Origin of the sequence: Nocardia pseudovaccinii, assembly GCF_050942345.1 — a bacterium.
Classification (GTDB): domain Bacteria; phylum Actinomycetota; class Actinomycetes; order Mycobacteriales; family Mycobacteriaceae; genus Nocardia; species Nocardia pseudovaccinii.
In genome coordinates, this window is sequence record NZ_CP192074.1 from 7046664 (window position 1) to 7071736 (window position 25073).

23 protein-coding genes, 1 tRNA gene and 1 pseudogene are annotated in these 25073 nt (G+C 64.7%); 10 read left to right on the plus strand and 15 right to left on the minus strand.

The features are described from left to right. Together ACQPZ2_RS31710 and ACQPZ2_RS31715 are read right to left on the minus strand one after the other, a co-directional pair. Positions 1-921, minus strand: coding sequence for an ABC transporter substrate-binding protein (locus tag ACQPZ2_RS31710; protein ID WP_084508984.1), 921 nt, complete (start codon positions 919-921; stop codon positions 1-3). A 201-nt stretch (positions 922-1122) separates the two neighbouring features. Beyond that, a complete protein-coding gene (locus tag ACQPZ2_RS31715) occupies positions 1123-2181 on the minus strand; it encodes an isocitrate/isopropylmalate dehydrogenase family protein (protein ID WP_433527573.1) in 1059 nt (352 codons plus the stop codon). Between the two features lie 116 nt (positions 2182-2297). On the opposite strand from ACQPZ2_RS31715, the gene ACQPZ2_RS31720 reads away from it, so the two are divergent. Together ACQPZ2_RS31720 and trxA are read left to right on the plus strand one after the other, a co-directional pair. Next, entirely contained in the window at positions 2298-2819 is a 522-nt protein-coding gene (locus ACQPZ2_RS31720) for a 2'-5' RNA ligase family protein (protein WP_433521810.1), read from the plus strand. A 68-nt stretch (positions 2820-2887) separates the two neighbouring features. Further along, positions 2888-3256 carry a thioredoxin gene (trxA, locus tag ACQPZ2_RS31725; protein WP_433521811.1) on the plus strand — a complete coding sequence of 123 codons (369 nt, stop codon included), beginning with the start codon at positions 2888-2890 and terminating at the stop codon, positions 3254-3256. Between the two features lie 62 nt (positions 3257-3318). Here the strand turns inward: trxA and ACQPZ2_RS31730 are convergent, their stop codons facing one another. Then, complete coding sequence (locus ACQPZ2_RS31730) at positions 3319-3753, minus strand: 2-keto-3-deoxygluconate kinase (protein WP_433521812.1); 435 nt, start codon at positions 3751-3753, stop codon at positions 3319-3321. Positions 3754-4124: 371 nt separating this feature from the next. On the opposite strand from ACQPZ2_RS31730, the gene ACQPZ2_RS31735 reads away from it, so the two are divergent. The 3 genes from ACQPZ2_RS31735 (at position 4125) to ACQPZ2_RS31745 (ending at position 6931) form a co-directional block, all read left to right on the plus strand. Next, a complete protein-coding gene (locus ACQPZ2_RS31735; protein ID WP_433521813.1) occupies positions 4125-4436 on the plus strand; it encodes a DUF6191 domain-containing protein in 312 nt (103 codons plus the stop codon). Positions 4437-4509: 73 nt separating this feature from the next. Continuing rightward, the gene (locus tag ACQPZ2_RS31740) at positions 4510-5736 is read left to right on the plus strand and encodes a DUF7373 family lipoprotein (RefSeq protein WP_433521814.1); all 1227 of its coding nucleotides are present in this window, start codon (positions 4510-4512) and stop codon (positions 5734-5736) included. A gap of 7 nt (positions 5737-5743) precedes the next feature. After that, positions 5744-6931 (plus strand): DUF7373 family lipoprotein, encoded by a 1188-nt coding sequence (locus tag ACQPZ2_RS31745; protein WP_433521815.1) that lies wholly within the window; start codon positions 5744-5746, stop codon positions 6929-6931. Positions 6932-6977: 46 nt separating this feature from the next. On the opposite strand, the gene polA is transcribed toward ACQPZ2_RS31745, so the two are convergent. After that, entirely contained in the window at positions 6978-9722 is a 2745-nt protein-coding gene (gene polA / locus ACQPZ2_RS31750; protein WP_433521816.1) for a DNA polymerase I, read from the minus strand. 121 nt (positions 9723-9843) lie between these two features. Here polA and ACQPZ2_RS31755 point away from each other — a divergent pair, with 121 nt between their 5' ends. Next, on the plus strand, positions 9844-10260 hold the full coding sequence (locus ACQPZ2_RS31755; RefSeq protein WP_433521817.1) for a nuclear transport factor 2 family protein: 417 nt from the start codon (positions 9844-9846) through the stop codon (positions 10258-10260). 13 nt (positions 10261-10273) lie between these two features. On the opposite strand, the gene ACQPZ2_RS31760 is transcribed toward ACQPZ2_RS31755, so the two are convergent. From ACQPZ2_RS31760 to ACQPZ2_RS31795, 8 genes and pseudogenes are all read right to left on the minus strand, one after another. Continuing rightward, positions 10274-11281, minus strand: a complete 1008-nt coding sequence (locus tag ACQPZ2_RS31760; protein WP_433521818.1) for a neutral zinc metallopeptidase — start codon at positions 11279-11281, stop codon at positions 10274-10276. An 83-nt stretch (positions 11282-11364) separates the two neighbouring features. Then, on the minus strand, positions 11365-13041 hold the full coding sequence (locus ACQPZ2_RS31765; RefSeq protein WP_433521819.1) for a DUF885 domain-containing protein: 1677 nt from the start codon (positions 13039-13041) through the stop codon (positions 11365-11367). A gap of 152 nt (positions 13042-13193) precedes the next feature. Beyond that, positions 13194-13889: an ABC transporter ATP-binding protein gene (locus tag ACQPZ2_RS31770; RefSeq protein ID WP_433527574.1), complete on the minus strand. Its 696-nt coding sequence runs from the start codon at positions 13887-13889 to the stop codon at positions 13194-13196. 147 nt (positions 13890-14036) lie between these two features. Further along, positions 14037-14987 (minus strand): annotated as a pseudogene (locus ACQPZ2_RS31775) (ABC transporter ATP-binding protein); the annotation flags it as partial. Beyond that, a complete protein-coding gene (locus ACQPZ2_RS31780; RefSeq protein ID WP_433521820.1) occupies positions 14984-16420 on the minus strand; it encodes a branched-chain amino acid ABC transporter permease in 1437 nt (478 codons plus the stop codon). The gene ACQPZ2_RS31780 and the pseudogene ACQPZ2_RS31775, both read right to left, overlap by 4 nt. Next, a complete protein-coding gene (locus ACQPZ2_RS31785; RefSeq protein ID WP_040688934.1) occupies positions 16417-17454 on the minus strand; it encodes a branched-chain amino acid ABC transporter permease in 1038 nt (345 codons plus the stop codon). Before ACQPZ2_RS31785 ends, ACQPZ2_RS31780 begins: the two co-directional genes overlap by 4 nt. Positions 17455-17550: 96 nt before the next feature. Further along, a complete protein-coding gene (locus tag ACQPZ2_RS31790; RefSeq protein ID WP_364483917.1) occupies positions 17551-18762 on the minus strand; it encodes a branched-chain amino acid ABC transporter substrate-binding protein in 1212 nt (403 codons plus the stop codon). A gap of 232 nt (positions 18763-18994) precedes the next feature. Next, a complete protein-coding gene (locus tag ACQPZ2_RS31795) occupies positions 18995-19612 on the minus strand; it encodes an ANTAR domain-containing response regulator (protein ID WP_040688928.1) in 618 nt (205 codons plus the stop codon). A gap of 221 nt (positions 19613-19833) precedes the next feature. Here ACQPZ2_RS31795 and ACQPZ2_RS31800 point away from each other — a divergent pair. From ACQPZ2_RS31800 to ACQPZ2_RS31815, 4 genes are all read left to right on the plus strand, one after another. After that, positions 19834-19920 (plus strand) — tRNA-Leu (locus tag ACQPZ2_RS31800). 140 nt (positions 19921-20060) lie between these two features. Further along, positions 20061-20573, plus strand: a complete 513-nt coding sequence (locus ACQPZ2_RS31805) for a monooxygenase family protein (protein ID WP_433521821.1) — start codon at positions 20061-20063, stop codon at positions 20571-20573. 244 nt (positions 20574-20817) lie between these two features. Next, positions 20818-21438 carry a low molecular weight phosphatase family protein gene (locus ACQPZ2_RS31810; protein WP_433521822.1) on the plus strand — a complete coding sequence of 207 codons (621 nt, stop codon included), beginning with the start codon at positions 20818-20820 and terminating at the stop codon, positions 21436-21438. Between the two features lie 98 nt (positions 21439-21536). Next, positions 21537-21947, plus strand: coding sequence for a hypothetical protein (locus tag ACQPZ2_RS31815; RefSeq protein WP_387295598.1), 411 nt, complete (start codon positions 21537-21539; stop codon positions 21945-21947). 21 nt (positions 21948-21968) lie between these two features. Here ACQPZ2_RS31815 and ACQPZ2_RS31820 read toward each other — a convergent pair whose 3' ends face one another. The 3 genes from ACQPZ2_RS31820 to ACQPZ2_RS31830 all read right to left on the minus strand — a co-directional run bounded on the left by ACQPZ2_RS31820 (position 21969) and on the right by ACQPZ2_RS31830 (position 25069). Further along, on the minus strand, positions 21969-22874 hold the full coding sequence (locus tag ACQPZ2_RS31820) for an acyl-CoA thioesterase (protein WP_433521823.1): 906 nt from the start codon (positions 22872-22874) through the stop codon (positions 21969-21971). Between the two features lie 2 nt (positions 22875-22876). Beyond that, entirely contained in the window at positions 22877-24295 is a 1419-nt protein-coding gene (pyk, locus tag ACQPZ2_RS31825; protein ID WP_433521824.1) for a pyruvate kinase, read from the minus strand. Between the two features lie 105 nt (positions 24296-24400). Further along, positions 24401-25069 (minus strand): amino acid ABC transporter permease, encoded by a 669-nt coding sequence (locus ACQPZ2_RS31830; RefSeq protein ID WP_329406399.1) that lies wholly within the window; start codon positions 25067-25069, stop codon positions 24401-24403. Positions 25070-25073: the final 4 nt, after the last annotated feature.

Sequence of the window (25073 nt, forward strand, 5' to 3'; positions counted from 1 at the left end):
TCAGCCCGCGGCGCCGTTGATGACCGACTTGGTGATCGCGCCTTCCTGCACACCCCAGTTCTTGGTGATCTCGAGGTACTTGCCATTGTCGATCAGGTGCTGGACGGCCGCCTGCAGCGCCTTGCCGAGCGCCGACCCCTTGGGGATGGCCCAACCGTAGGGTGCGGAATCGAAGACCTTGCCCGCCGCCTCGATCTTGCCGTCGCTCTTCTTGATCGCGTACGCGGTCACCGGCGAATCCGCCGACATCGCGTCGACCTGGCCGAGCACCAGCGCGTTGGTCGCCGCGCTCTGCTCGTCGAATGGCTTCTTATCGATGGCGGGCTTGCCCGCCTCTTCACACTTCTTGCTGCGCGCCGGAATCTCGTCGGTGTCCTGAACCGTGGTGGCCTGCACGGCGACCCGCTTACCGCAGGCATTGTCCGGGTCGATCGGCTTACCCGTCTGCTGCGCCCACTGGCTGCCCGCGTTGAAGTAGGTGGTGAAGTCGACGCTCTGTTCGCGTTCCTTCGAGTCGGTGATGGAGGACATGCCGACGTCGTAGGTGCCCGCCTGGATCGCGGGAATGATCTTCTCGAAGGAGGACTCGAGGTATTCGGCCTTCAGGCCGAGGGTCGCGGCGACCGCGTCCATCAGGTCGACATCGAAGCCGACGATCTTGCCGCTCGGATCCTTGTACTCGTTGGGCTGATAGGGGATATTGACTCCGACGACGAGCTTGCCCGACTGCTTGATCTTGTCCGGGAGCAGTGCGGCGGCCGTGTCGAGCTTGTCGATACCCTGTACCTTTGCCACCGCGGGCGAGTTGTCTTCGGAGTTACTACAGCCCGTCAACACCAGTGCACCACCGGCTAGTACGCACATCGCTTGCAGGGCGCGCCTGCCAAGAACCGATCGAACAGACACAGCAGCCCTCCACATTTCGGATTCGAGAAACCCGGGTGTCACCACCCGTTTGGCAATCTAAGCGATCGTGGCGTTTCGTGCTGGACAGTAACGGAAGATTATCCGTTCTGTGCGGAACACTCCGGGCACAGCAAACACTCAGGTACCGGCGGTGGACCCTACCGGACGGTCCGATGTTCGAACGAGTTGGGTTCCCGGTCGCCCCGCCGGTGCGGGTCAGCGCCGGTGCACCCTGGCGCAGACCTGCTCGGTGAATTCGCTCGTCGAGGCGAGACCGCCCAGGTCGGCGGTGGCAATGCCCGCGGCGAACGCGCCAGCGACGGCGCGTTCGATGCGTTCACCCGCGTTCGACATCGCGCGGTTGTTGTCGCGAATTCCCAGCCAGTGCAACAACATTGCCGCCGAGAGTTGGAGCGCCGCCGGGTTTGCGCGGTTGTGTCCGGCCAGTGTCGGCGCGGCGCCGTGCACCGCCTGTGCCATCGCCTTGGTCGCCGAGCAGTTGAGCGATGCGGCGATGCCGAGCGAGCCGCTCAGCTCACCCGCGAGATCGGAAAGGATATCGCCGAAGAGGTTCTCGGTCACCACCACGTCGTAGTCGTGGGCGGCGCGGACCAGATGGGCGGCGACCGCGTCGACGTGTTCGTCGTCGACCTCGACGCCCGGATAGGCGTGGGCGACGTCATAGCAGACGTCGCGGAACAGGCCCATGGTCATGGGCAGAACATTGGCCTTGTGCACGATGGTGACCCGCTTGCGTCGCGCGGCCGCGAGCCGGAAGGCATCGTGCGCGATCCGCTCGCAGGCCTGCCGGGTGATCAAGCCGACCGCCATCGCCACGTCGGGGGTGGGCCGGAACTCTCCCGACCCGGCGAACATATTGCGGTCGGCGTAGAACCCCTCGCTGTTCTCCCGGACGATCACCAGGTCGATATCGGGAGCGCTCGCCTTGACTCCGGCGAAGGCACGGGCGGGGCGGATATTCGCGTAGAGGCCGAAGCGTTTGCGGATGGCGCCGCCGGGCGCGATTCGATGTTCGGGCGGATAGGCGGCATTGTCGTGCGGGCCGAGGATCCAGGCATCGAGTTCGTCGAGTGCCGCGAGGGTCTGCTCCGGCAGCGGATTGCCGAATTCCGCGATGGCGTGCCTGCCCATCGGCAACCCAACCCAGTCGACCGAGGCCGCACCGGCTGCGGCGAGCGCTTCGTCGACCACCGCGCGGGTGGCGCGGACCACCTCGGGGCCGATGCCGTCACCTTCGATGAGGCCGAGTCGCATGGGCGACGTATCACGGTTCACCTGGCCATCCTCCCGCGAGACGGTTCGTACGCCGACAACTGGGCCGCGTGTTCGCCGCCCATCGGGCCGCGCGGGCGGCTAACCTCTCGTGAACTATGGTGCAGTCGGTCGAATTGTTATTGGACGATGTGGCCGATGCGGAGATCCGGCGGCAGTGGCAGTTGCTCGCCGACGCGGGCATTCCGAGTTTGGCCGGCAAGCATGCCGAAACCAACCGGCCGCATATCACAGTCGCGGTGGCCAGGCAGATCTGGCCGCGCATCGATCACGCACTGGACCAACTCAGCTTCCGGCCGATTCCGATACGACTGGGCGGCGTGCTGGTCTTCGGTGCGCGCCATCCGATCCTGGTTCGGTCGGTAGTGCCCTCCGAACACCTGCTCGCACTGCAGCGTCGTATTTTCGCCGTCGTTTCGCCGTGTCCCGGCATACCGTCGAATGTGCAACCCGACGAGTGGACGCCGCATATCACCCTGGCCAGACGGGTGCCGACGCAGCATTTGGGCGAGGCGATCCACGCCGTCGCCAGGGACCGTGATTTTCCCGCGACAGTCGTGGGTATCCGGCGTTGGGACGGCGATCAACGGCGCGAGTGGCCGGTCGCCCGAGGAAGATAGCGGCACCGCCGGAAGATATGTACCGCGCCGGACGTTATAGCTGGCGACAATCGACACGAGAGGACGTCATGGCCACCCAGACGCTGAACCAACAGAATTTCGATGAGATCGTCACAGGAAACGACGTGGTACTCGTCGATTTCTGGGCCGACTGGTGCGGTCCGTGCAAGAGCTTCGCACCCACCTTCGAGGCCTCCTCGGACAAGCATCCCGATGTCGTGCACGGCAAGGTCGACACCGAGGCCGAACAGGGCTTGGCCGCCGCCGCCAACATCCGCTCGATTCCGACCATCATGGCGTTCCGCGAGGGTGTGCTGGTCTTCGCGCAGCCGGGCGCCCTGCCGCCCGCCGCGCTGGAGGATCTGGTCACCCAGGTGAAAGCGCTGGATATGGACGAGGTGCGCAAGCAACTCGCCGAGCAGCAGCCCGGTCAGTAAACCGCGCCGACGGGCCGTTCGCATTCCGCGGAATGTGAACGGCCCGTTGCGTTTTCGTACGCTCAGGCGCCCAGCTTATTGACGCCCGCGATCATGGCGCGGACCGTCGATTCGGCGCCGTCGTCGGCCAGGGCCGCACCCCAGCCGCGCCTGCCATTGCATTCGCACTGCACGAACGTCGCGGTGCCCGCAGCGGTGCGGCGCTGGTGGAATTGCAGGATTTCGACCGGATAGCCCTCGTCGTAGAGGGCCGAGGTCATCGCGGCGACCGGGCTGCCGGTGGCGATCACCGTGCGCAGGTGGTCGGCGAATTCCAGGGTGGCCGTGAATTCCGCGCTCCGATTGCCCGCGGGCGACCAGTCGCCGACCCGAATCGGGCCGGCGTGCTCGCAATAGCGGTGGTGGAATTGCGCGGGTGTCAGATCGGCGCATTCGGCGCGCAGCGCCTTGGGGGCGGCGGCGATGAACATGTTGGGGTCAAGAGTCAGGATGGTCATTTGTGCGGAGGTCTTCCCGAGGATTGTCTTCTCAATTGACAGAGGGGACCAGCAGTAAGTAATCAGTAGCCCGCAGCGAGGGGGCCGGTCCGAATCAGACCCCGCTACGGCGGGTTACTACGAGAAGTCGCCGGGTTGCCACCATCGCGGTAAGCGGAATTAGCACTGCGCTGTCGCGGTCTGCGACATGGAGCGCGGCGCTGTGGCGGTCGACGGGATTCGGCACGCCGACCAGAATAGGTCGATCTCGACGCAATAGCAACCACATTTCTTGTCCCGTCGCGCCTACTCACGAGTACCATTCGCGCAGCTCAGAGGCATAGCACCGAGGACGGATGGCAAGCCGTCGCCGGGGCGGTACTTTCGGTCACATGGGTGCCCTTGTCGCCATGACCATTCCCGGATTGGCCATCCTGCTGATCGGACTCGCATTCGTCGAGGTGCTGTGGAATCGGCTCACCGGCAGTCGGATACTGCCGTGGTTCAAGCACCGCAAGCACACGCCGGTCGCCGCAACCGGATTCGAACAGGTTGCCGCGACCTTTCAAGGTTCGAAGCATTACGAGTTCGAGCAGCGACAGACGGCACTGATGCATAAAGAAGATAAGTCCGATGGAGCGCCGCCACACGATGAGATCGATCTGCGAGCGGGATCGGCGAGACTGGCGCGGCGCGAGCAGTGATCATTCGAACGTGAACGATCCGGCGGTCTGACGTAGTATCCGCACCATCGGAAAGCTGTCCCGGGGGACGTTGATGTCGGTATCGGTCTTGGCTCGAGCCGGATGTGCGCTGGTTGCCGCCGTGACCCTGGCGATCGGTGTAACCGGTTGTGGCTCAGCGATTTCCGGACAGGCCGAGCCCGGCATGACCCCGGCGAACCTGACTGCTCTCAATACCGGGCCGTACCAGTCCGCACCGCAGGTCTACCGGCCGAAGATCAGTTACAACACCCAGGTCTTCCATATCGAGTCCCGCCGCATGATGGGCTATCTCGTCTCGCCCTACCAGATCGATCCGGAGATGAAGTTGCTGGAGGCGGTGCGGGTCATCGACCAGAGCAGCTTCCGCAGTATTACCGGCGAATTCCCGGAGAGCTATGCGCCGATCGCCGAACGCAACCATCTCATCGGCGGTGCGCTGACCACGCGGTCCAATGGCGATCTGCGCAACCGGAAGTTCATGACGATCTCGATCATGCGATTCCCGAGCGATGCCGCCGCCCGCGCAGCGGCGACCGAATTCGACCAGGACAGTGCGAATTCCCTGCCCGGCCGCCACAGCATCGCACTGGACGGCGTCGCGAACGCAACGGCATCCTCGGTCACCGATGCCAAGGGCTGGGTGTATGCCTGGCGTGGCCCGTACGTTGTGCTCAGCATGGTGACCGTGCCGAAACCGGATCCGAATGCGATTGCCACGCCATTGAAAAAGATGCTGCAACTGCAGGACGCGCGGCTCACGGAGCTGAATCCGACACCGGTCGATGACATCCTGGATCTGCCGCTCGATACCGACCGGATCATGAGCCTGGCGCTGCGCACGGCGAAGGGATCGCCCGGCATCTTCCTGCGAGAAGAAAACATCGGCATCTACAGTGCGGCCGGACAACTGCATTTCGAGCGTGACGCCGCGGTCGCGACGAAGGTATTCGCCGACGCGGGTGTCGATCTGGTCGGGCAGAACGACGGAACTGTCTATCGGACAAGGGATCTCGCCGCCGCCTTCCGCCTGCAGACCGCACTCACGGTGCTCGGCAAAAACGACGAGGAGGTCACCAATCCCCCCGGCGTGACCGATGCTCGGTGCATCGAACTCGACGAGGCCGAGCCCATTCGCAACGATAAGTACCTGTGCGCCATGGTCTATGGCCGCTACGTCGCGGTTATCGGCGCGAATGCCGCGTTCAGCGGTAATACCCCGGAAGCGGCCTTCTATCAGCGTGCCGCCGCCCAGTATTCGATCCTGGCCAAGAACGGGTGAGCAGCCGATGAAGTCCGCACGGATCGCATTCGGCGGTGTGCTGCTGGTCGCGGCGCTCACGATTACCAGCGGCTGTGGGGAATCGGGATCGACGGCACCACCCGCCGTCGATATCTCGAAACTCGACTCGGGCAACTACCCGACCACCCCGCGCACGATCGAGCAGTCCGAGGAGCAGGGTGCGATTCAGGAGGCACTGAGCCTCGGCGAACACGTGCCGCTGCTGATGGACGTCGATAGTCGAATGGTCTTCAATATCACCAGAAGCGGCAATCGGGCCTTCACGCAGAAGCATCCGCCGCCAGCCAATAGCGGTGTCGGCAATGTCGAGGAATTCTTCGGGCCGGTGCCGGGATTGATCGCTGGATTCGGCACCTACGCGCAGCGCCGCCAGGAGTTTTCGCTCGGCTCGAGTGTGGAGATGGCTATTCTGCGCTTCTCGACTGCCGATCAAGCCAGCGCGGCGATGAACTATCTGGCCGCCGAGGACGACAAGGAGTATCCGTCCAAGGCGACAGCGACCATCCCCGGCTACCCGCAAGCCCGTACCCGGGTCAGCGAACTGGATTCGCTGACCACCTGGCTGACCAGAGGCGAATACCTGCTGCGGATCTGGACCAATAATCCGCTCGCCACACCGCCCGACCCTGTGCCGCTCGCCGAATTCACCAAGCGGGTCCTGGATAAGCAGTTCGAGATGTTGCGCGACTACCGGCCGACACCGCCCGACAAGCTGGCGGAGCTCCCCGTCGATGTCGATGGACTGCTCGGGCGAACCATCCCGAGTAAGGCGGCGATCAATTGGACGCCCGGTGTCTACACCCCGCATGCCGCCCTGCATGTGCACGGTCGATCGGACCTGACCAGTCGGCTGTTCACCGATACGAAGGTCGATGCGTTCGCGCTGGACGATTCGGGTGTCTATCGAACCGCCGACGCCGCGGCGGCGGCTCGACTCGTCGCGGGATTCGTCGACCAGGCGACCGACAGTTTCGCGGTCATCGATCCGCCGCCCGGATTGCCCGATGCGAAATGTTTGAAGAAGCTGGACGATCCGGTCGTCGTCGATCTGTCCGCCGACTATCAGTGCTACATCGCCTTTGACCGCTACGTGGGAAACGTCGGAGCGTCCCAGGTCCAGGATCTCTATCAGCAGGCCGCCGCGCAGTACAAATTGCTGGCGGCCGGGCACTGAGTTACGGTGCGGCACACCGGATTTCCGGCGTGCCGCGCCCCAACGCTCAGTGCGCGGCGGAGTCCCAACTGCGGCCGGTGCCGACTGAGACGTCCAACGGGACCGACAGCGTGATCGCCGAGGACATCTGTTCGCGGGCCAGTGCGTCCAGGGTGTCCTTCTCCCCCTCGGCGACCTCGAAGACCAGTTCGTCGTGGATCTGCAGCAGCATGCGCGAGCGCAGACCTGCTTCCTTGATCGCCTTGTGCACGTTGATCATCGCGACCTTGATGATGTCGGCGGCGGTGCCCTGGATGGGCGCGTTGAGGGCCATGCGTTCGGCGGCCTCGCGGCGCTGGCGGTTACTGGAATCCAGATCGGGCAGGTAGCGGCGGCGGCCGAAGAGGGTTTCGGTATAGCCGACCTTGCGTGCCTGTTCGACGACCTCGTAGAGGTAGTCGCGAATGCCGCCGAAGCGGTCGAAGTAGACCTCCATCTGCTCCTTGGCCTCCTGCGTGCTGATCTTCAGCTGCGTCGAAAGGCCATAGGAGCTAAGGCCGTACGCGAGACCGTAGGACATCGCCTTGATCCGGCGGCGCATCTCGGGCGTCACCTCCGACAGCGGGATGTCGAAGGCCTTGGAGGCGACGAAGGTGTGCAGATCCTCGCCGGAGTTGAAGGCCTCGATCAGGCCCTCGTCACCGGAAAGGTGGGCCATGATGCGCATTTCGATCTGGCTGTAATCCGCGGTCATCAGCGACTGGTAGCCCGGGCCGACCACGAAGGTATCGCGGATCTGGCGGCCGGTGTCGGTGCGGATCGGGATGTTCTGCAGATTCGGCTCGGTCGAGGACAGTCGGCCGGTGGCGGCGATGGTCTGGTTGAAGGTGGTGTGGATGCGGCCGTCGTCGGCGACGGATTTGAGCAGACCGTCCACGGTGACCTTGAGCCGGGTGGCGTCGCGGTGCTCGAGCAGATGCCGCAGGAACGGATGCTCGGTCTTCTCGAACAGCGACTCCAGCGCATCGGCGTCGGTGGTGTAGCCGGTCTTGGTGCGCTTGGTCTTCGGCATATCGAGTTCGTCGAAGAGCACCACCTGCAGCTGTTTGGGGGAGCCGAGGTTGATCTGCTTGCCGATCACGCCATAGGCGGCGTTGGCCGCATCGGCGACCTTATCGGCGAATTGGCGCTGCAGGTTCTCGAGCTGCTCGATATCGACCGCGATACCGGCGTTCTCCAATTCGGCGAGCACGCTGAGCAGCGGCAGTTCCATATCGTCGAGCAGTGCGCTGGATTCGATCTGGCGCAGTTCGCCGTCGAGCGCCTCGGCCAGGTCGAGAACCGCCCTCGCGCGCAGCATTTCGGTCTGCGCCAGCTCGGCGTCCACGGTGTCGGCATCGTCGAGCAGAGACAGCTGCGGGGTCTCGTCGGTTTCGGCGCGCAGTTCGCGGTGCAGGTAGCGCAGCGAGAGATCATCGAGGTTGAAGCTGCGCTGACCGGGGCGGACCAGGTAGGCGGCCAGGGCGGTATCGCTGGTGAGACCGGCCAGGGTCCAGCCGCGACCACGCAGCGCGTGCATGGCGGCCTTGGCCTCGTGCAGGGCCTTCGGCACGGCCGGATCGGCCAGCCAAGCGCCGAGCGCGGCTTCGTCTTCCGGGGTCAGCACGGCGACATCGATGTAGCCGCTCTCGCCGTCCGCGGCGGCGATGGCGAGCGCGCGCGCGTCACCATTACCTGGGGCACTCGTGCCGACCGCCGAAATACCGTGTCGGACACCGACTTTCGCGTGTTCGGCGAGCCACCCGGTGACCGCGCCGACCTCGAGCGCGCCGCCGCTGATCTCGAAGCCGGATTCGGCCTCGGGCTCCGGCGGGGCGAGGGTTTCGAAGAGCCGGTCGCGCAGCACCCGGAACTCCAGGTCGTCGAAGAGCTGGTGGATCTTGTTGCGATCCCACGGCTGCTGGGCCAGCTGATCGGGGGTGTAGGGCAGCGGAACGTCGCGGACCATCTCGGTGAGCTGGCGGTTGAGCACGACACTGCTGAGGTTGGCGCGCAGTGCGTCGCCGACCTTGCCCTTCACCTCGTCCACCTTGTCGACGAGGGTGGTCAGATCGCCGTACTCGCGAATCCACTTGGCGGCGGTCTTCTCCCCGACGCCCGGAATGCCGGGCAGGTTGTCGCTCGGGTCGCCGCGCAGGGCCGCGTAATCCGGGTACTGGGCCGGGGTGAGCTGATATTTGGCCATCACCTCATCCGGGGTGAACCGGGTGAGATCGGAGACGCCCTTGCGCGGGTAGAGCAGTGTGACCTCATCGCTGACCAACTGGATGGCATCACGGTCACCGGAGACGATCAGAACGCGGAAACCCTCGCCAACGGCCTGGGTCGCGATAGTGGCGATCAGGTCGTCGGCCTCGAAACCGTCGATCGCCATCACCGGGATACCCATGGCGCCGAGCACATCCTTGGTGAGTTCGACCTGACCGCGGAACTCATCGGGCGTGGCATTGCGGCCCGCCTTGTACTCCGGATACGCCTCGGTACGGAAGGTCTTGCGGCTGACGTCGAAAGCGGCCGCGATATGCGTCGGCTTCTCGTCCCGCAACAGATTGATCAGCATCGCGGTGAATCCGTACACCGCATTCGTGGTCTGCCCGGTGACCGTCTTGAAGTTCTCCGCGGGCAGCGCGAAGAACGCGCGATAGGCAATCGAATGCCCGTCCAACAGCAACAACGTCGGCCGCTCACCACCCGCATCACTGGCTGCCGTAGGCACGACGCTGGAACGCTGATCAGTAGTCGCTGGGGTCACGTGCAAGAGTCTAGGGAGCCCCACCGACAATCCACAGCCGCGGCACCCCCTTGTTGTGCGAGTCCAGCGAGCCGTCCGATTTCCGCCGGAGGCGGTACGCCGCGGCGACCATGATTTCCCGGTGACCACAACCCGCGCAGCACTGCAGAACTTCTTCGCCGCCGAAGCCGCCTACATCACCGAGGGCGCGAACTTCGATGCGATGGCCGCCTGCTTGGCCCCCGATGTCGTCATGTATCAGGCCGAGCACCTCCCCTACGGCGGCGAATGGCACGGCCCCGACGGCATCGAGAACTTCATGGCGGCAATGAGCCGGACCTGGGCCTCGCTGGAGTTCCTCGAGCAGCGATTCGTGGTGGACGGCGACGCGGTGGTCATCTACAACCGCGGCCGCATGCTGGCCCGTGCCACCGGCCGGATGCTGGAGACCTCGGTAATGCAGCTGATGACATTCCGCGACGGGCTGATCGCCGAGATCCGGCCCTTCTACCTGGATACCGCGGCCGTCGTCGAGGTGCTGACCGAAGCGCACCGCTGATCGAAGAACGCACTCATTCCACGTGGGCCGGGGAGCTGTACCAGGTGTTGCACTCCCAGGTGTCGCCTTTGTCGGAGCCCCATTTCCACCAGCCCCACACGTTTTCCTCGGTGCCTTGCATGCGGGGATCGCGGGTGGCGTGGCCGCTCTGGACGGTGTGGGAGGCTTCGGTCCAGGTTTGTTCATCGATATCGGCGCGACCGAAGTTGGTGCCGAGGAACATGCCGGAGAAGCAGCGGGCCTGCAGTTCCATGCGGCGGCTCTGCTCGCGACCGGCGGTGGTTTCCTTGCCGACGGTCGCACGTTTCTCGTTGTAGGCCTGCATGACGCCGATCAGGTTCTGCACGTGGTGGCCGTATTCGGTACTGAGGACGGCCAATTGGGCGCCGCGACGCGAGCCGCTGGACAATGGCCGCATGGCGTCGTACGGCAGAACCAGGGTTTCGTCGAGGGCGCAGTAGAAGGTTGTCGGGCCGTTGCGCAGTCGCTGCACGCATTGGCTGGCCACCTCACGGGATTCGGTGGGGGCGAGCAGCCGCGGCGGATGGAACGGCAGTCCGGCGCCGCGCAGTGTCGGTTCCCATGACGCGTCCAGGCAGGCGATCGCGGACCGATAAAAGGCCCGCGCCGTCTCCGGATCGTCATGCCAGGCGGGCAATTTGCAATCGACCCTGCCGAGTCCGACGTGCTGGGCGAAGAGCGGATGATCGGCCAGCGCCTGCACCGCGCGGCTCGACGCCACCGGCATCCCGGCCGGTGACAAACCCGCCAACGGCGCGAAGGCGACCGGAGGCGCGGCGTCGCCGATCGGATTCGCCGAGTCGGGTAGGGCGCCCGCGAATCCCGGTGTCGTCGAATCGGAAATCGTACGCGCGGTACGCATTTCGCCCGCGTCGGCGGAGCGTCCGGTCACGAGCAGACCTGTCGCGGTGAGCGCCCCGATCACACCGAGCACCGCCCAGATCAGCATGATGCGATTGCCGCGCAACAGACCGAGCCGAGAGCTGAACGTGCTGTTCATGACCTACCTAGAGAGCTCGATCACCGCACATTCATTGGAACTCCGCCCACATCGGTACGCAACTCGAGGAGCCGCTCAGCGGGTCACAGTGTGGCCACAAGTTCGCGCAGCACCGGCAGGCTGACCGAGCCGGAGCCGAGCACCACATCGTGGAAGGCCTTGATGTCGAAAGCGGCACCGAGCCGCTCGGCGGCCTGCCGACGTTGCCGACGAATCTCGAGCTGACCGACCTTATAGGCCACGGCCTGACCGGGGATCGCGATATAGCGGTCGATCTCGACCTCGATCTCGGTCAGCCCGACCGGTGCGTTGGCCACCATGAAGTCGATGGCTTGCTGACGACTCCAGCCCTTGGCGTGGATTCCGGTGTCGACGACGAGTCGGCACGAGCGCCACGAATCGGCGGCCAGCATGCCGACGCGCGCCAAATCGTCTTCGTACAAACCCATTTCGTCGGCAAGTCGTTCGGTGTAGAGCGCCCAGCCCTCGACGAAGGCGGTATTCGCGAAGGACTGCCGTTGGAATCGCGGCAGCTGATCGAGTTCATTGGCGATGGTGAGTTGCAGGTGATGCCCCGGAATCGCCTCGTGATAGGCCACCGCCGCCGTCTCGTAGCGGCTGCGGCCGGTGGGTTCGTGCTGGTTCACGAAGTAGGTGCCGGGCCTGGATCCGTCCGCGGCGGGCGGAAAGTAGTAGGCCGCAGGCGCATCCGCGGCCAGGAATTCCGGCACCGGGACGATATCGCAGGATTCCTTGGGCAGGCGGCCGAACCAGTTGCCCATCTCCGCGACCGCCGCGCCGAGCGCGCGCTGCGCATCGGCCATGATCTCCTCGCCATTGGCGTAACGCAGTTCGGTATCCCGGCGCAGGCGAGTGAAGATTTCGGCGGTATCGGCAGTACCGAAAAGCCGGGTCCCGACCGCGGCGTATTCCGCACGCAACAGCGCCAATTCGGAGAGACCGAGTTCGTGGATCTCGTTCGCGCCGAGATCGGGCAGGGTGGTGTGGCGGCGCAGCTGCCGCTGGTAGATGTCCTCGCCGTCGGCACCGAGCCAGCACAGGCCACATTTGTCATCCGGACGGGCGGCGGGCCGCAATTCGTCGGCCAGTACGTTTCGATAGCGCTGGAAGGCCGGGCGAATCACCTCGCGGGCAACCTCGGTGAGGTCGGCACGCCAGGCGGCTGCCCCGTCCCAGTCCGCCGGTCCGGCGAAGGTGACGAACGGATCGGCGGCGATATCGGAGGCCAGGTAGCCATCCAGCTGGTTGAGCGAGCGTTCGATGGTGATGCGCGCGGGCGCGCGGCCTGCGGCCAGGCCGTTGCGGAACTGCTGGACCGCCTGGTCGAACAGCGTGCCGAACTGGCGATATCGCCGGACCAGGGCGTGCGCGTGTTCGGGCTCCGGCGCCTTGGTCTGGGTGGCCATCATGAGCATGCCCGCGTGCACACCGTCCATCTGGTCCGATGCCAGTTCGGTCGGTCGCCACGCCAGATTATCGATGGCCGTATCCAGTTCGGTGCGCAGCAGACCGCGGGTGACCCGGTCGGTTCCGTCGAGCTCTGCGGCGTCGAGATCGACGACCTGATCACGCAACTCGCGCAAGGTCGCGAGCAATCGCTGTTCGGCCTCGGGCGAGCGATCCTCGACGCGGTCGTCGAAGCGGTGGTCGCCCAGCAAGGTGGCTGTGCTCGGTGCTGCCGCCAGCACACTGTCCCAGTAGCGGTCGGCCAGATTCGTCAGTTCGTCATGCCCGTCCACAGCGCCATTCCTCCTGTAGTGGTCAATGGGCGCGCCAGCGCCCAACGCAGGCCAGCGTCTGAGGTGCATGGCGAAGACCGAGCGCCAGCTCGGCCTTCGCCGTGCACATCCCGTCATCATGCCTGAAGGCGGCCACGGACAGGTCCGACTTTTCAGCCCACGCCGAGGTAAGCCGACTTCACGGCGGGGTCGGTGAGCAGATCCCCACCGATACCGCTCTTGGTGACCTCACCGGTTTCCAGGATGTAGGCGCGATCGCTGCGGGTGAGCGCCTGCTGGGCATTCTGCTCGACCAACAGCACCGTTGTGCCCTGCTGGTTGATCTCGCTGATGATCCGGAAGATCTGCTGAATCACCATGGGCGCCAAGCCCATCGAGGGTTCATCGAGCAGCAGCAGACGCGGACGGGCCATGAGCGAGCGGCCGATGGCCAGCATCTGCTGCTCACCGCCGGAGAGCGTGCCGCCGACCTGCTTGCGCCGCTCGGACAACCGCGGGAACAGCTCGAAGACCCACTCCAGCGTCTGGCCGTACTCCGCCTTCTGCTTGAAAGCCCTTCCGTAGCAACCCATATCGAGGTTTTCCTGGACCGTCATACCAGGGAAGACACCCCGGCCCTCCGGCGCCTGGATCAACCCGTGCGTCACCCGCTCGTGTGCCTTCATCTGGGTGATGTCGCGACCCTCGAACCTGATCTTGCCGCGGATCAGCGGCAGCAACCCGGACAGCGCGCGCATGGTGGTGGTCTTCCCCGCGCCGTTGGCGCCGAGCAGGGTTACCAGCTCACCTTCGGCGACACGGAGCGAAACCCCGTGCAGCGCTTGGATTCTGCCGTAGTTGACGACCATATCGTCGACCTCGAGCAGCGGCGGCGCCGCACTGAAGTCGCGCGGCTCCGCTTTGCGATGCTCGCCACCGGCCGGAGTCGATTCGCCGACGGGCTGTTCCGGTTCGATCACCTCGGTTACCGCGGTGGCCTTTTCGGCCGCCGCGGCCTCGGCATCGGGCACGCCGAGATACGCCGCGATCACATCCGGGTTGTCGCGGATATCCGCGGGCAGCCCATCGGCGATCTTGCGACCGAACTCCAGCACCACGATCCGGTCCGTGACACCCATGACAAGGCGCATATCGTGCTCGATCAACAGCACGGTGAACCCGTCGTCGCGGATCTTGCGGATCAGATCCATCAGCGCCGATTTCTCGCTCGGATTGAACCCGGCGGCGGGTTCGTCCAGGCAGAGCAGTTTCGGCTCGGTGGCCAGCGCGCGGGCGATCTCCAATCGGCGCTGATCGCCGTAGGAGAGATTGCGCGCCTTCTCCACCGCACGCGGCGCGATTCCGACGAATTCGAGCAGGGCCATGCCGCGCTCGATCGCGTCCTTCTCCTCGCTGCGGTGCCGCGGGGTGCGAAAGATCGCACCGGGTACCGAGGTCTTATGTCTGGCGTCGGTGCCTACCACCACGTTCTCCAGCGCGGTCATCTCGCCGAAGAGCCGCACATTCTGGAAGGTGCGGGCGATACCGAGCCGGGTGATCTCATTGCGCTTGGTCTTCGTCAGCGGTTTGCCGTCGAAATACACCAGACCCGAGGCCGGTTTGTAGACACCGGTGATCGCGTTGAAGCAGGTGGTCTTGCCCGCGCCATTCGGTCCGATCAGTCCGAGGATTTCACCGCGGCGAATCTCGAAACTGACCTTGTCCAATGCGGTCAGACCGCCGAACTGCACCGTGAGCTCATCGGTCCGCAGTAGCGGCGCGCCCACCGCGGTCTCGATATCGCGGTGCGGCGCAACCACATCCGCGACCACATCGGCATCGGCGAGCACCGGGATCACGGCGGTGACATCGACCTCGCCCGCGCTCTCGACCTCGGGTGGTGCCGCGTAACCGGCGGCCATATCCTCGTTGTCGAACAGGGCGTCACCCGCGCCTGGCCCGGTCATCGTCCTGCTCCGATCAATTCGCGCTCACCCGGTTTGCGCACGGCCTGATACACCTGCCTACCGAAGGTCAGCAGCTTCTGCCGCACCGGGAACAGACCCTGTGGCCGCAGAATCATCATGACCACCAAGGTAATTCCGAAGTACATGTACTTGAGGTCACCGAGGGACTGCGCACCGCCGACCCGGAACAGCAGCACGCTGCCGAGCAACAGTGCACCCAAGACGCCGGTAACCACCATGCCGAGGATGCAGCCGCGCCGCGGCCACGCACTCAGACTGTCGCCCTTGTACTTCCACACGAGGACCAATCCGACGAAGACCAGCACGTCGATCGCCAACAGGATGTACCCGGTGGATTCGTTGCTCACCAATTTCACCGACTGCAGCCGCGCGGGCAGATAGGCGATGATGAACGCGCCGAAGATGACTCCGAGCTTATTGCCCTGACCGCCGATGACGACCGCGCACAGGAACAGCATCGAGTTGATGATGTTGAACCCGGTCGGATTGATGAACTGCACCTGACCGGCGTAGATCGCACCGGACATGCCGCCGACGGCAGCACCGATCAGGAAGGCCCACAGCTTGAATTTGAAGGTCGGCACGCCCATGATCTCGGCGGCGTCCTCGTCCTCGCGAATGGCCACCCAGGCGCGCCCGACCCGGCTGCGTTCCAGATTGCCGACGATCAGCAGCACGATGATCACCAGCACCATCGCGAACCAGTACCACCAGGTGCCGTAACTGGCTCGGTCGAGCAGATTGGCGCTGTCGGCATTGCCGCTGTTACCCCCGGAGAACACACCCTCCGGCTTGCTGGCGGATTCGCCGACATGCGGGAAGGCGACACCGGACAAACCCAGGCTGCCATTGGTGATATCGGAGAGATTGTCGGCGAGCAGCCGCACGATCTCACCGAAGCCCAGGGTCACGATCGCCAGATAGTCACCGCGCAGCCGCAGCGTCGGGGTGCCGAGGATGATGCCGGAGATGGCCGTCACCGCGACCGCGATCGGCAGACAGGCCATCCAGGCCCAGGTCGGATTCAGCCAGCCGCCGTCGGTCTGATTCCACGGACTGTTCGGACTGGTGAGCAGGCCGACCGTATACGCGCCGATGGCGTAGAAGCCGACATAGCCGAGGTCGAGCAGACCCGCTTGCCCGACAACGACATTCAGGCCGATGGCGATCAGCGCGTACATCGCGACCTGCGCCATGACCAGACCGAAGTTGTAGCCGGGAGTATCCAGCAGCGGCGGCGGGAACAGTGGAAGCAGTGCGAGCAGAATGAGGATCGGCACGCCGACACCCCATTGCGCGGGGCGGCTCAGGCCGTCCCACCAGGTCCGAATCGCGTCTCCGACACCGTGTTTGGGCGGGGCCGCCTTGGTCGTCTCGGGTACCGAGTCCGGGGTTTTGGTCGAGTCGGTCATGCGCGGGCCCTCCCGAGACTCTCACCGAGGATGCCGGTCGGGCGCACCATCAGCACCAGCACCAGCACGACGAACGCGACGACATCGCGCCACTCCGACCCGAGCAGCGACTGGCCGTACTGTTCCACCACACCGAGCAGGATGCCGCCGAGCAGTGCACCGCGCAGATTGCCGATGCCGCCGAGCACCGCGGCGCTGAATGCCTTGATGCCCAGGATGAATCCGCCGGAGTAGATGATGCCCTGCGGGATCTTGATCGCATACAGCAGCGCTGCCGCACCGGCGAGTACACCGCCGATGAAGAAGGTCAACATGATGACCCGCTCCCGCGAAACGCCCATCAGCGTCGCGGTATCGGGATCCTGGGCGACGGCACGGATGCCGCGTCCGAATTTGGTCCGGTTGATCAGCACCTCGGTCACGATCGCCAGCGCGATCGCCGCGAGCACGATCAGAAGTTTGATGTTGTCGACTTCGGCGCCGAAGAAACTGAACTGCACGCTCGGCTCGACCAGCTTGATCGGCTGCTGCGCATTGGTGCCGCCGAGTTTGGGATTGATCTTCGGCAGGATGAAGTGCACGAATTCCTGGATCACGAACGACATACCGATCGCCGTGATGAGGAAGCTGAGCGGTTTGGCCCCGCGTTTGCGCAATGGCCGATAGGCCACGCGCTCCAATCCGACCGCGGCGCCACCGGATACCAGCATGCCGATGATCATCGCCAACGCGAGATAGGTGACCGTGAGGATGATGCCCTGGGTGTACACATCGGGATTCGCCACGAATCCGAACAGCATGAGTCCGACCAATTGGCCGAACATGCCGAGCATGAATATTTCCGAATGGGCGAAGTTGATCAGCCGCAATACGCCGTAGACCAGGGTATAGCCCACGGCGACCAAGGCATAGATTGAGCCGTAGGTCACCCCGTCGACGGTCAGTCGCCAGAAGTTATCGATCACTCCGTGGTAGTTGAAGTCGATCGAACCGCCGGCGAGTTGTGCTACACCGGCCAATGCCGTTGATGTCATTCGTCTTTTGCCCTCATTCATTCGCCCACCCGACACGGCGGCACGTACGGGGATTCCACGAACCCCCGTACGTGCCGCCGCGCGGATTGTCTAGGGCTACTTGACCTCGTAGATCCAGATCAGTGCGTTGGACAGTTCACCGGTCGCGTTCCACTTGTACTGCCGCGCAAGACCGGGGCCGTCGTAGGACCGCACGTACTCCAGCAGGTCGGGACGGGTCAGCTTGCCGCCATCGATGCCCTTGGCCAGGATCGTGGTCAGATCGTAGCCCTCGACCGAGTAAACACCGGGCTCCGCGCCGTTGAGCGCCTTGTAATCCGCCGTGAACTTATCCGGCGCCGGACCACACGGGCAGGACAGCACCGCACCCTTGGCCGAGCTGCCGGCCTGGGCGACGAACTGCGGATCGTTGGTGCCGTCGGCTGAGACGAAGACCGCCTTCACGCCACCGGACTTCAGCTGCTGGGCCAGCGGGGCGCCCTCGGAGTAGTAGCCGGAGTAGAAGACGGCGTCCGGCGCGGCGCTCGCGATCTTGGTGACCGTGGCGGAGAAGTCCTTGTCGCCCTTCTTGATGCTGGCATTGCAGGACGCGTCGTTGGCCGAACCGAGGCCCTCGATGATCGTCTTGGCCAGACCGGTGCCGTAATCGGTGTTGTCCTGGATGACGCAGACCTTCTTGTAGCCTGCGGTGTTGACCAGGTACTTGCCCACCGACGGACCCTGCACACCGTCATTGGCCAGGCCGCGGAAGAAGCTGGTCCAGCCGTTCTGGGTCAGCGTCTCATTGGTGGCCGAGGCGGTCGTCGAGACCAGGCCGGCGTCGCTGAGGATCTTGCCGGTCGCCTTCGTCTCACCGGAGAACGCCGGACCGACCAGGCCGATGATCGACTTGTCGTTGACGATCTGCGGGATGACCTGGGTGGCCTTCTGCGGGTCGCCCTCGGTGTCGAACTGCTTGAGCTCGATCTTGCAGCCCGGGTTGGCCTTGTTGTGCTTGTCCAGCGCGAGCTTCACGCCGTCGACGATATTGATGCCGAGGGCCGCGTCCGGACCGGTGAGCGCGCCCGCCATGGCGATCGCGGTGCCCGCAGGGCAGGTGGCCTTACCGTCGCCCGCCGGGTCGGCGGCCGAGGCGCTGTCCGACTTCGGCACCTGCTTGCCGTTGGCGTCGATCTGCATGACCGGCTGGATCTTCAGACCGCCCGCGCCGCTGGTGCCGGAGGTGCCCGAACCACCGTCGGTCGATTTATCGCTACACCCCGTCAGCACGAGCGCGGCGGCGGCACCGATGGCCAATGCGCCCCGCATCGAACGACTGCGCCATGTCGAACTAAGCACGTTTCACCTCTACGTCCTGTGCTCCCCCGGGCTCTCCTCCGAGGAGGCCGACCACGTCAGCCCGGTCAGAACATAGCGTTGGTACGTTAGCTGCGCATCACATTCGGATCATCCGATCGACTTCGTTTCGAATTTTTCATCGCGATCGGGTTTCCGGAAAGTAAAATTTCCGGCCTTGAACGGCCGAGGCGCAAGGACGGGCCTACTTCGGGGCGAGATTTTCCAGCACGACCTCGGCTACCGCCTTCATGGTAGTGCGGCGGTCCATCGCCGTGCGCTGAATCCACTTGAATGCCTGCGGCTCCGACAACCCCTGGGTCTGCATGAGCACGCCCTTGGCCCGCTCGACCAGCTTGCGCGTCTCGAGGCGGTCGGCCAGGTTGGCGACCTCGCTCTCCAGTGCCGTGATTTCGTGGAAGCGGCTGGCCGCCAATTCGATGGCAGGCACCAGATCCGACTTCGTGAACGGCTTGACCAGATACGCCATCGCACCGGCGTCGCGCGCCCGCTCGACCAGATCGCGCTGACTGAATGCGGTCAAAATCACAACCGGCGCAACGCGTTTCGATGCGATCTCGGCCGCGGCATCGATGCCGTCGCGTCGCGGCATCTTCACATCCATGATGACCAGATCCGGCCGATGCTCCACCGCCAGATCCACCGCCTGCTGGCCGTCGCCCGCCTCACCGACGACCTGATAGCCCTCTTCGGTCAGCATCTCCACCAGATCCATGCGGATGAGCGCTTCGTCTTCCGCGACGACGACCCGCTTCGCCCCGGCGTCCCGCTTCGTGCCGGCGCCCCCTGCTGTGTTGCTCATAGGTAGACCCCTCTGGTTCCGATGCCGTGTCCCGACATGCGAATGAGTGGCCGCGGTCCGGGCACCGGTCCAACGCCCAACAATCGCCGTCGAGTGATGTAAAGAGTACCTTTCAGTTCCGCATACAACCCATATACCCTGCGCAAACCGGGCGTCGATCACTTCTGACCCAGCCCATTCGTGATTTTCGACAGTGACCCGCTATGCTTTTCCACCGGTGCGCCGATTTGGCGGAACTGGCAGACGCGACGGTCTCAAAAACCGTTGTCCGAAAGGACGTGTGGGTTCGAGTCCCACAATCGGCACCAAGTGGCAGACGGCCTATGCTGTTGGAGAGCATGGGCCGTCGCTCTGAGGCCCGCCCGGGTGGCGATCGAACTAGGGCGCGGGCTGTCTCGTTTTTCCGGCGTAGGGTTTGCAGTGGGCGGCCCGATGCGGAGGTGCCTCGATGCGGGTGAACAGGACCACTGTCGATCTGTCCGGATATCCGGATCTGGTCGTCATCTATCTCGGGATGCGCGTGCGCAAGCCTCGCGGGATCCTGCGATTGCTCGGTCTTGGCCCGAAACTGTATCGGTCGCACAAGGATCGGCCCGACGGGCTGCTGCTGCACGAGGACGTGATCTGGGCGCTGTTTCCGCCGCATTGGGGGGCGCGGCAGTATTGGCGCGATCTGGATTCGCTGGAACAGTGGACACGCTCTGCGCCGCATCGGGATTGGTGGCAGAAGTTCTTGCGCGACTCCGGCGGGACCGGGTTCTGGCACGAGGCCTACTTCATGCGTGGCGGTATCGACGCGATGTACGACGATATGGAAGCCGCCTCCGGCCTACCGCGGTTCGCACCCGTCGTGGCCTCGCGCGGCCGGATGTTCACGACCCGAGGGCGGGTACACGGTGAAGCGGACAAGACGGCGCCGGTCGTCGCCGAATCCGCTTACTACCGTGGGGAGTCCGAGTAAATCCGATCCCCAACCGTGGCAATACTGTGATGGTTGAAACCGCGCGCGCCGGGTACCTTCAGCAGGACGCCCAGACCTCGATTACCGATCGACCACCTAGCGGCAACGCGTATCGAGCGTCTATCCGAATAGCGGGGCGTACTTCGTGTACGGCACTTGACCAGCAGATGAATATATGTTCCGCGGGCTGTGATTCGATCTGGACAGCCTTCTGGTCGGCCCGTGCGCGGCCTACCGTATCCGCATGCACGTCCTGTTCGTCTGCAACGGCAATGTCTGCCGTTCGGTAATCGCCGAGCGGCTCACCCGCGCCGTAGCGGTCGAATACAACCTGCCCGGGCTCACCGCGGAGAGTGCGGGAACCCGTGCGCTGGTTGGCTTTCCGATCGAACCGCTCGCCGCGCGGACGATCGAGGGGCTCGGCGCGGGCGCCGACCATTTCCGGGCACGCAAACTCAAGCCGGAGCTGATCGACCGCGCGGATCTGGTGCTCGCCATGACCGAGCAGATCCGGGATCAGGCGGCGCAGATGGCGTTCGGTGCCGGATCGCGCACCTTCACCCTCTTGGAGGCGCATCGCATCGCCAAGGTCACCGGCGCCGAGACGATCGCCGATCTGCACAGCGCCCGCCACGATCTCGCACTCGTCGGCCGGGAGAATATCGCCGACCCGGTCGGACTGTCGGAGGCCGCGTTCTGCGAGGTGGGCGACCGCATCGCCGAGGCATTGGTGCCGCTGCTGCTGGCGTTGGCGCCGCACGAACAGCAAAGGCCGGACGAGGACGAACGCCCCGGCCTCGTGGTGGCCCCCGGAGCGCGTCCCGCGCCGCTGGCCGCCTTCCTTGCCGCCCAGCGGATCCGGTGACACGCAGGGCCCGGTGTCCGATCAGCGGGTAAAGGGATTACACTCGCGCGCGGAATAACTTCCGCCGTTGATGGTTCGACACACGACAGGAATCAGACATGCCGAAACGAATTTCGGATGTTTCGCTCCATGTTTATGTGACACCGGAAACCCTCGATCGCGTCGTCGATTCGGTGCGGGAGGTGGTGGACGACCACCTCCAAGACCGCGATGTCTTCGCCTGGCGCTTCACACTGCCCGTCGAGCCCGACGCACCGGAACACCTACTACTCGAAACCCAGTGGCGGGTAGAGCATCCCGGCCAGGAGCAGGGCGCCAGACGCACCTATGAGATCGCACTCAGCCTGGTCGGCGCGCCGCGCGATCTGACCGCACCGAGCCTGAGCGCGCTGGAAAAGCGCCTGATGTTGGAAACAGCAAGCTGCCCAATGGATCCGGAGATCCCGCGAACCATCCGAGTGCAGCGCCGCGACAGCTTCGACTTCGAAACCGAGCGCGAATCCCTATGATTTGCGCTCGGTTTCGCGGTATCAGCGCCGTGCGGGGAAGTGGCGGATAATGCCTTCCTGGACCGTGGTGGCGAGCAATTCGCCGCTGCGGGAGAAGAATCGGCCCGTGGCCAGCCCACGCGAACCAGCGGCCACCGGGGATTCGGTGGCGTAGAGCGCCCAATCGTCGAAGCGGAACGGACGGTGGAACCAGATCGAATGGTTGATCGTCGCGGCCACGATGCGGTCCAGACCCCAGGACAGGCCGTGCGTGGTGATGATCGAATCGAGCACCGTGGTGTCGGACGAATAGCCAAGCGTCGCAACGTGAATCAGCGGATCGTCGGGCAGCCTGCCATCGGCCCGCATCCACACGCGGTTGTGATTGAGCCGCTCCCCCGTGCCCTTCAGGATCCAGGCCGGGTCATTGGTGTACCGCATATCGATCGGATGCGGCGCCTTGACGAACATTTCCAGCTTGTCTTCCAAGCCCGCGAAGCTCTCCTCGACGCGCGGCAGCGTCTCCGGGTCCGGCACTTCCGGCTGGGCGTGCGCGTGCTCGAGCCCCTTGCCCCAATCCTGGAACGCGGCGAGCATGACGAACAGCTCCTGACCGTCCTGGGTCGCGGTGACCGTGCGGTTGGCCAGCGAGCGTCCGTCGCGGTGGCGGTCGACCTGATATTCGATCGGCTTCTTCACATCGCCACCACGCACGAAATGCGCGTTGACGGCGTGCAACGGACGGTCGCCGTCGACCGTCCGTCCCGCCGCCATGATCGCCTGCGAAACCAGCTGACCGCCGAACGTGCGGCTCCAGACCTTCTCCGGATGCTGGCCGACGAAGACATCCTCGTCGACCTGTTCCAGATCGAGCAGTCCGAGCAGCACGCCGAGGTCGGTACCCGCTGCGGCCCGAAGGCCGACAGCACCACCTAGCGAAGCACTCACGGCTAATGGTCCTCCTCACCGATACGGTGCACATGGATCAGATTGGTGGAGCCGACAGTACCGGGCGGGGAGCCTGCCACGATTACCACCAGATCACCTTTTTGGTATCGCTCCATGGACAGAAGTGCTACATCCACCTGGTGGATCATCGCATCGGTGCTGTCCACCGTCGGGACGATGAAGGTTTCGGTGCCCCAGGTGAGCGACAGCTGGCTGCGCACTTCGGGAAGGGGGGTGAACGCCAGCAACGGCAGCGGGGTGTGCAGACGCGCCAGTCGGCGAACCGTATCGCCGGACTGGGTGAAGGCGACCAGCGCCTTGGCATTGAGCCGCTCGCCGATATCGCGGGCGGCGTAGGAGATGACACCGCGCTTGGTGCGCGGCACGTGGGTCAGCGGTGGCACCCGGGTGGATTCGGTCTCCACCGCGTGCACGATGCGCGCCATGGTGCGAACCGTCTCGATCGGATACGCGCCGACCGAGGTCTCGCCCGACAGCATCACCGCATCGGCGCCGTCGAGCACCGCATTGGCAACATCGGAGGCTTCGGCGCGGGTCGGGCGGGAGTTCTCGATCATCGACTCCAGCATCTGGGTGGCGACGATGACCGGCTTGGCATTCTCGCGAGCCATCTGGATGGCCCGCTTCTGCACGATCGGCACCTGCTCGAGCGGGAGTTCGACGCCGAGGTCGCCGCGGGCGACCATGACCGCGTCGAAGGCCAGCACGATGGCCTCGAGATTGTCGATGGCCTCCGGCTTCTCCAACTTGCCGATCACCGGAACGCGGCGGCCGACCCGGTCCATCACGTCGTGCACCAACTCGACATCCGAGGGTGAACGCACGAAGGACAGCGCGATGAAGTCCACGCCGAGCTTGAGCGCGAATTCGAGGTCCTCGATGTCCTTCTCCGACAGCGCGGGCACGGAGACGTCCATCCCCGGCAGCGAGACACCCTTGTTATTGCTGACCGGTCCGCCCTCGGTCACCCGGCAGACGACATCGTTGCCCTCGACCCGAATGACGGTGACGCCGACCTTGCCGTCGTCGATGAGCAGGCGGTCGCCCGGTTTGGCGTCCTTGGCCAGCTCTTTGTAGGTAGTGGAGACGCGATCGTGGGTGCCATCGATCTCGTCGACGGTTATGCGGACCTCTTCACCGTTGGCCCATACGGTCTTGCCCTCTGTGAAGCGGCCCAGCCGGATCTTCGGCCCCTGCAGGTCCGCGAGAATGCCGACCGCCCGGCCGACATGGTCCGAGGCCTGCCGCACCTTCTTGTAGTTCTCGGCATGGTCGGAGTGCTCGCCATGGCTGAAATTCAGCCGCGCCACATCCATGCCGCTCTCGACGAGTTCCCGAATACGTTCCTCGGTAGCGGTCGCTGGGCCGAGAGTGCACACAATCTTCGTCCGTCGCATCACGAGTAGAGCCTAGTCCCGTGTAGTGCCCCTAGCCTGCTGTGGCCTCGGTGAAAGCTAGGTGAAAAATATGTACGAAGGCTTAGTGGAAAGTACAAACGGGCCTCGTCAGCGGGCGACATGCCGGGACAGCCGAGTTTCCAGCCGGGTCTGGCCGAAGCCGAGGACCAGACAGATCACCCAGTAATACAACGCGGCGACGCCGTACAGAGCGAAGAAGTCGAAGGTGGGCGCCGCGGCCAGCTGCGCGGTGCGCAGGAGTTCGGTCACCAGGATGGTCGAGGCCAGCGAGGTGTCCTTCACCAGAGAGATGAGGGTGTTGGACAGCGGCGGCACGGCGATGCGCGCGGCCTGCGGCAGGATGATCAGCCGCAACTCCTGCGCATACGACATGCCGAGCGCCTTGGCCGCCTCCCACTGCCCTTCCGCGACGCTCAGGATGGCGGCGCGCACCACCTCGGCGGCGTAACCGCCGACATTGAGGCTGAAGGCGATCACCGCTGCCGGGAACGGATCGATGACGATATCGAACTGCGGCAGCGCATAGAACACGATGAACAGCTGCACCAGCAGCGGCGTGCCCCGAATGATCGAGATGTAGAACCTGGCGGGCGCCGAGAGGAACCACAGCGGTGACATCCGCGCCAGCGCCACGAACAACGCGATGACCAGACCGATGACGAAGCTGATGGCGGTGAGCGGGATGGTCTTGTCGATCGTGGCCTGCAACATCGGCCACAGGTTGTGCCAGATCAGCTCCCTGGTTGCGGGATCCACGGAC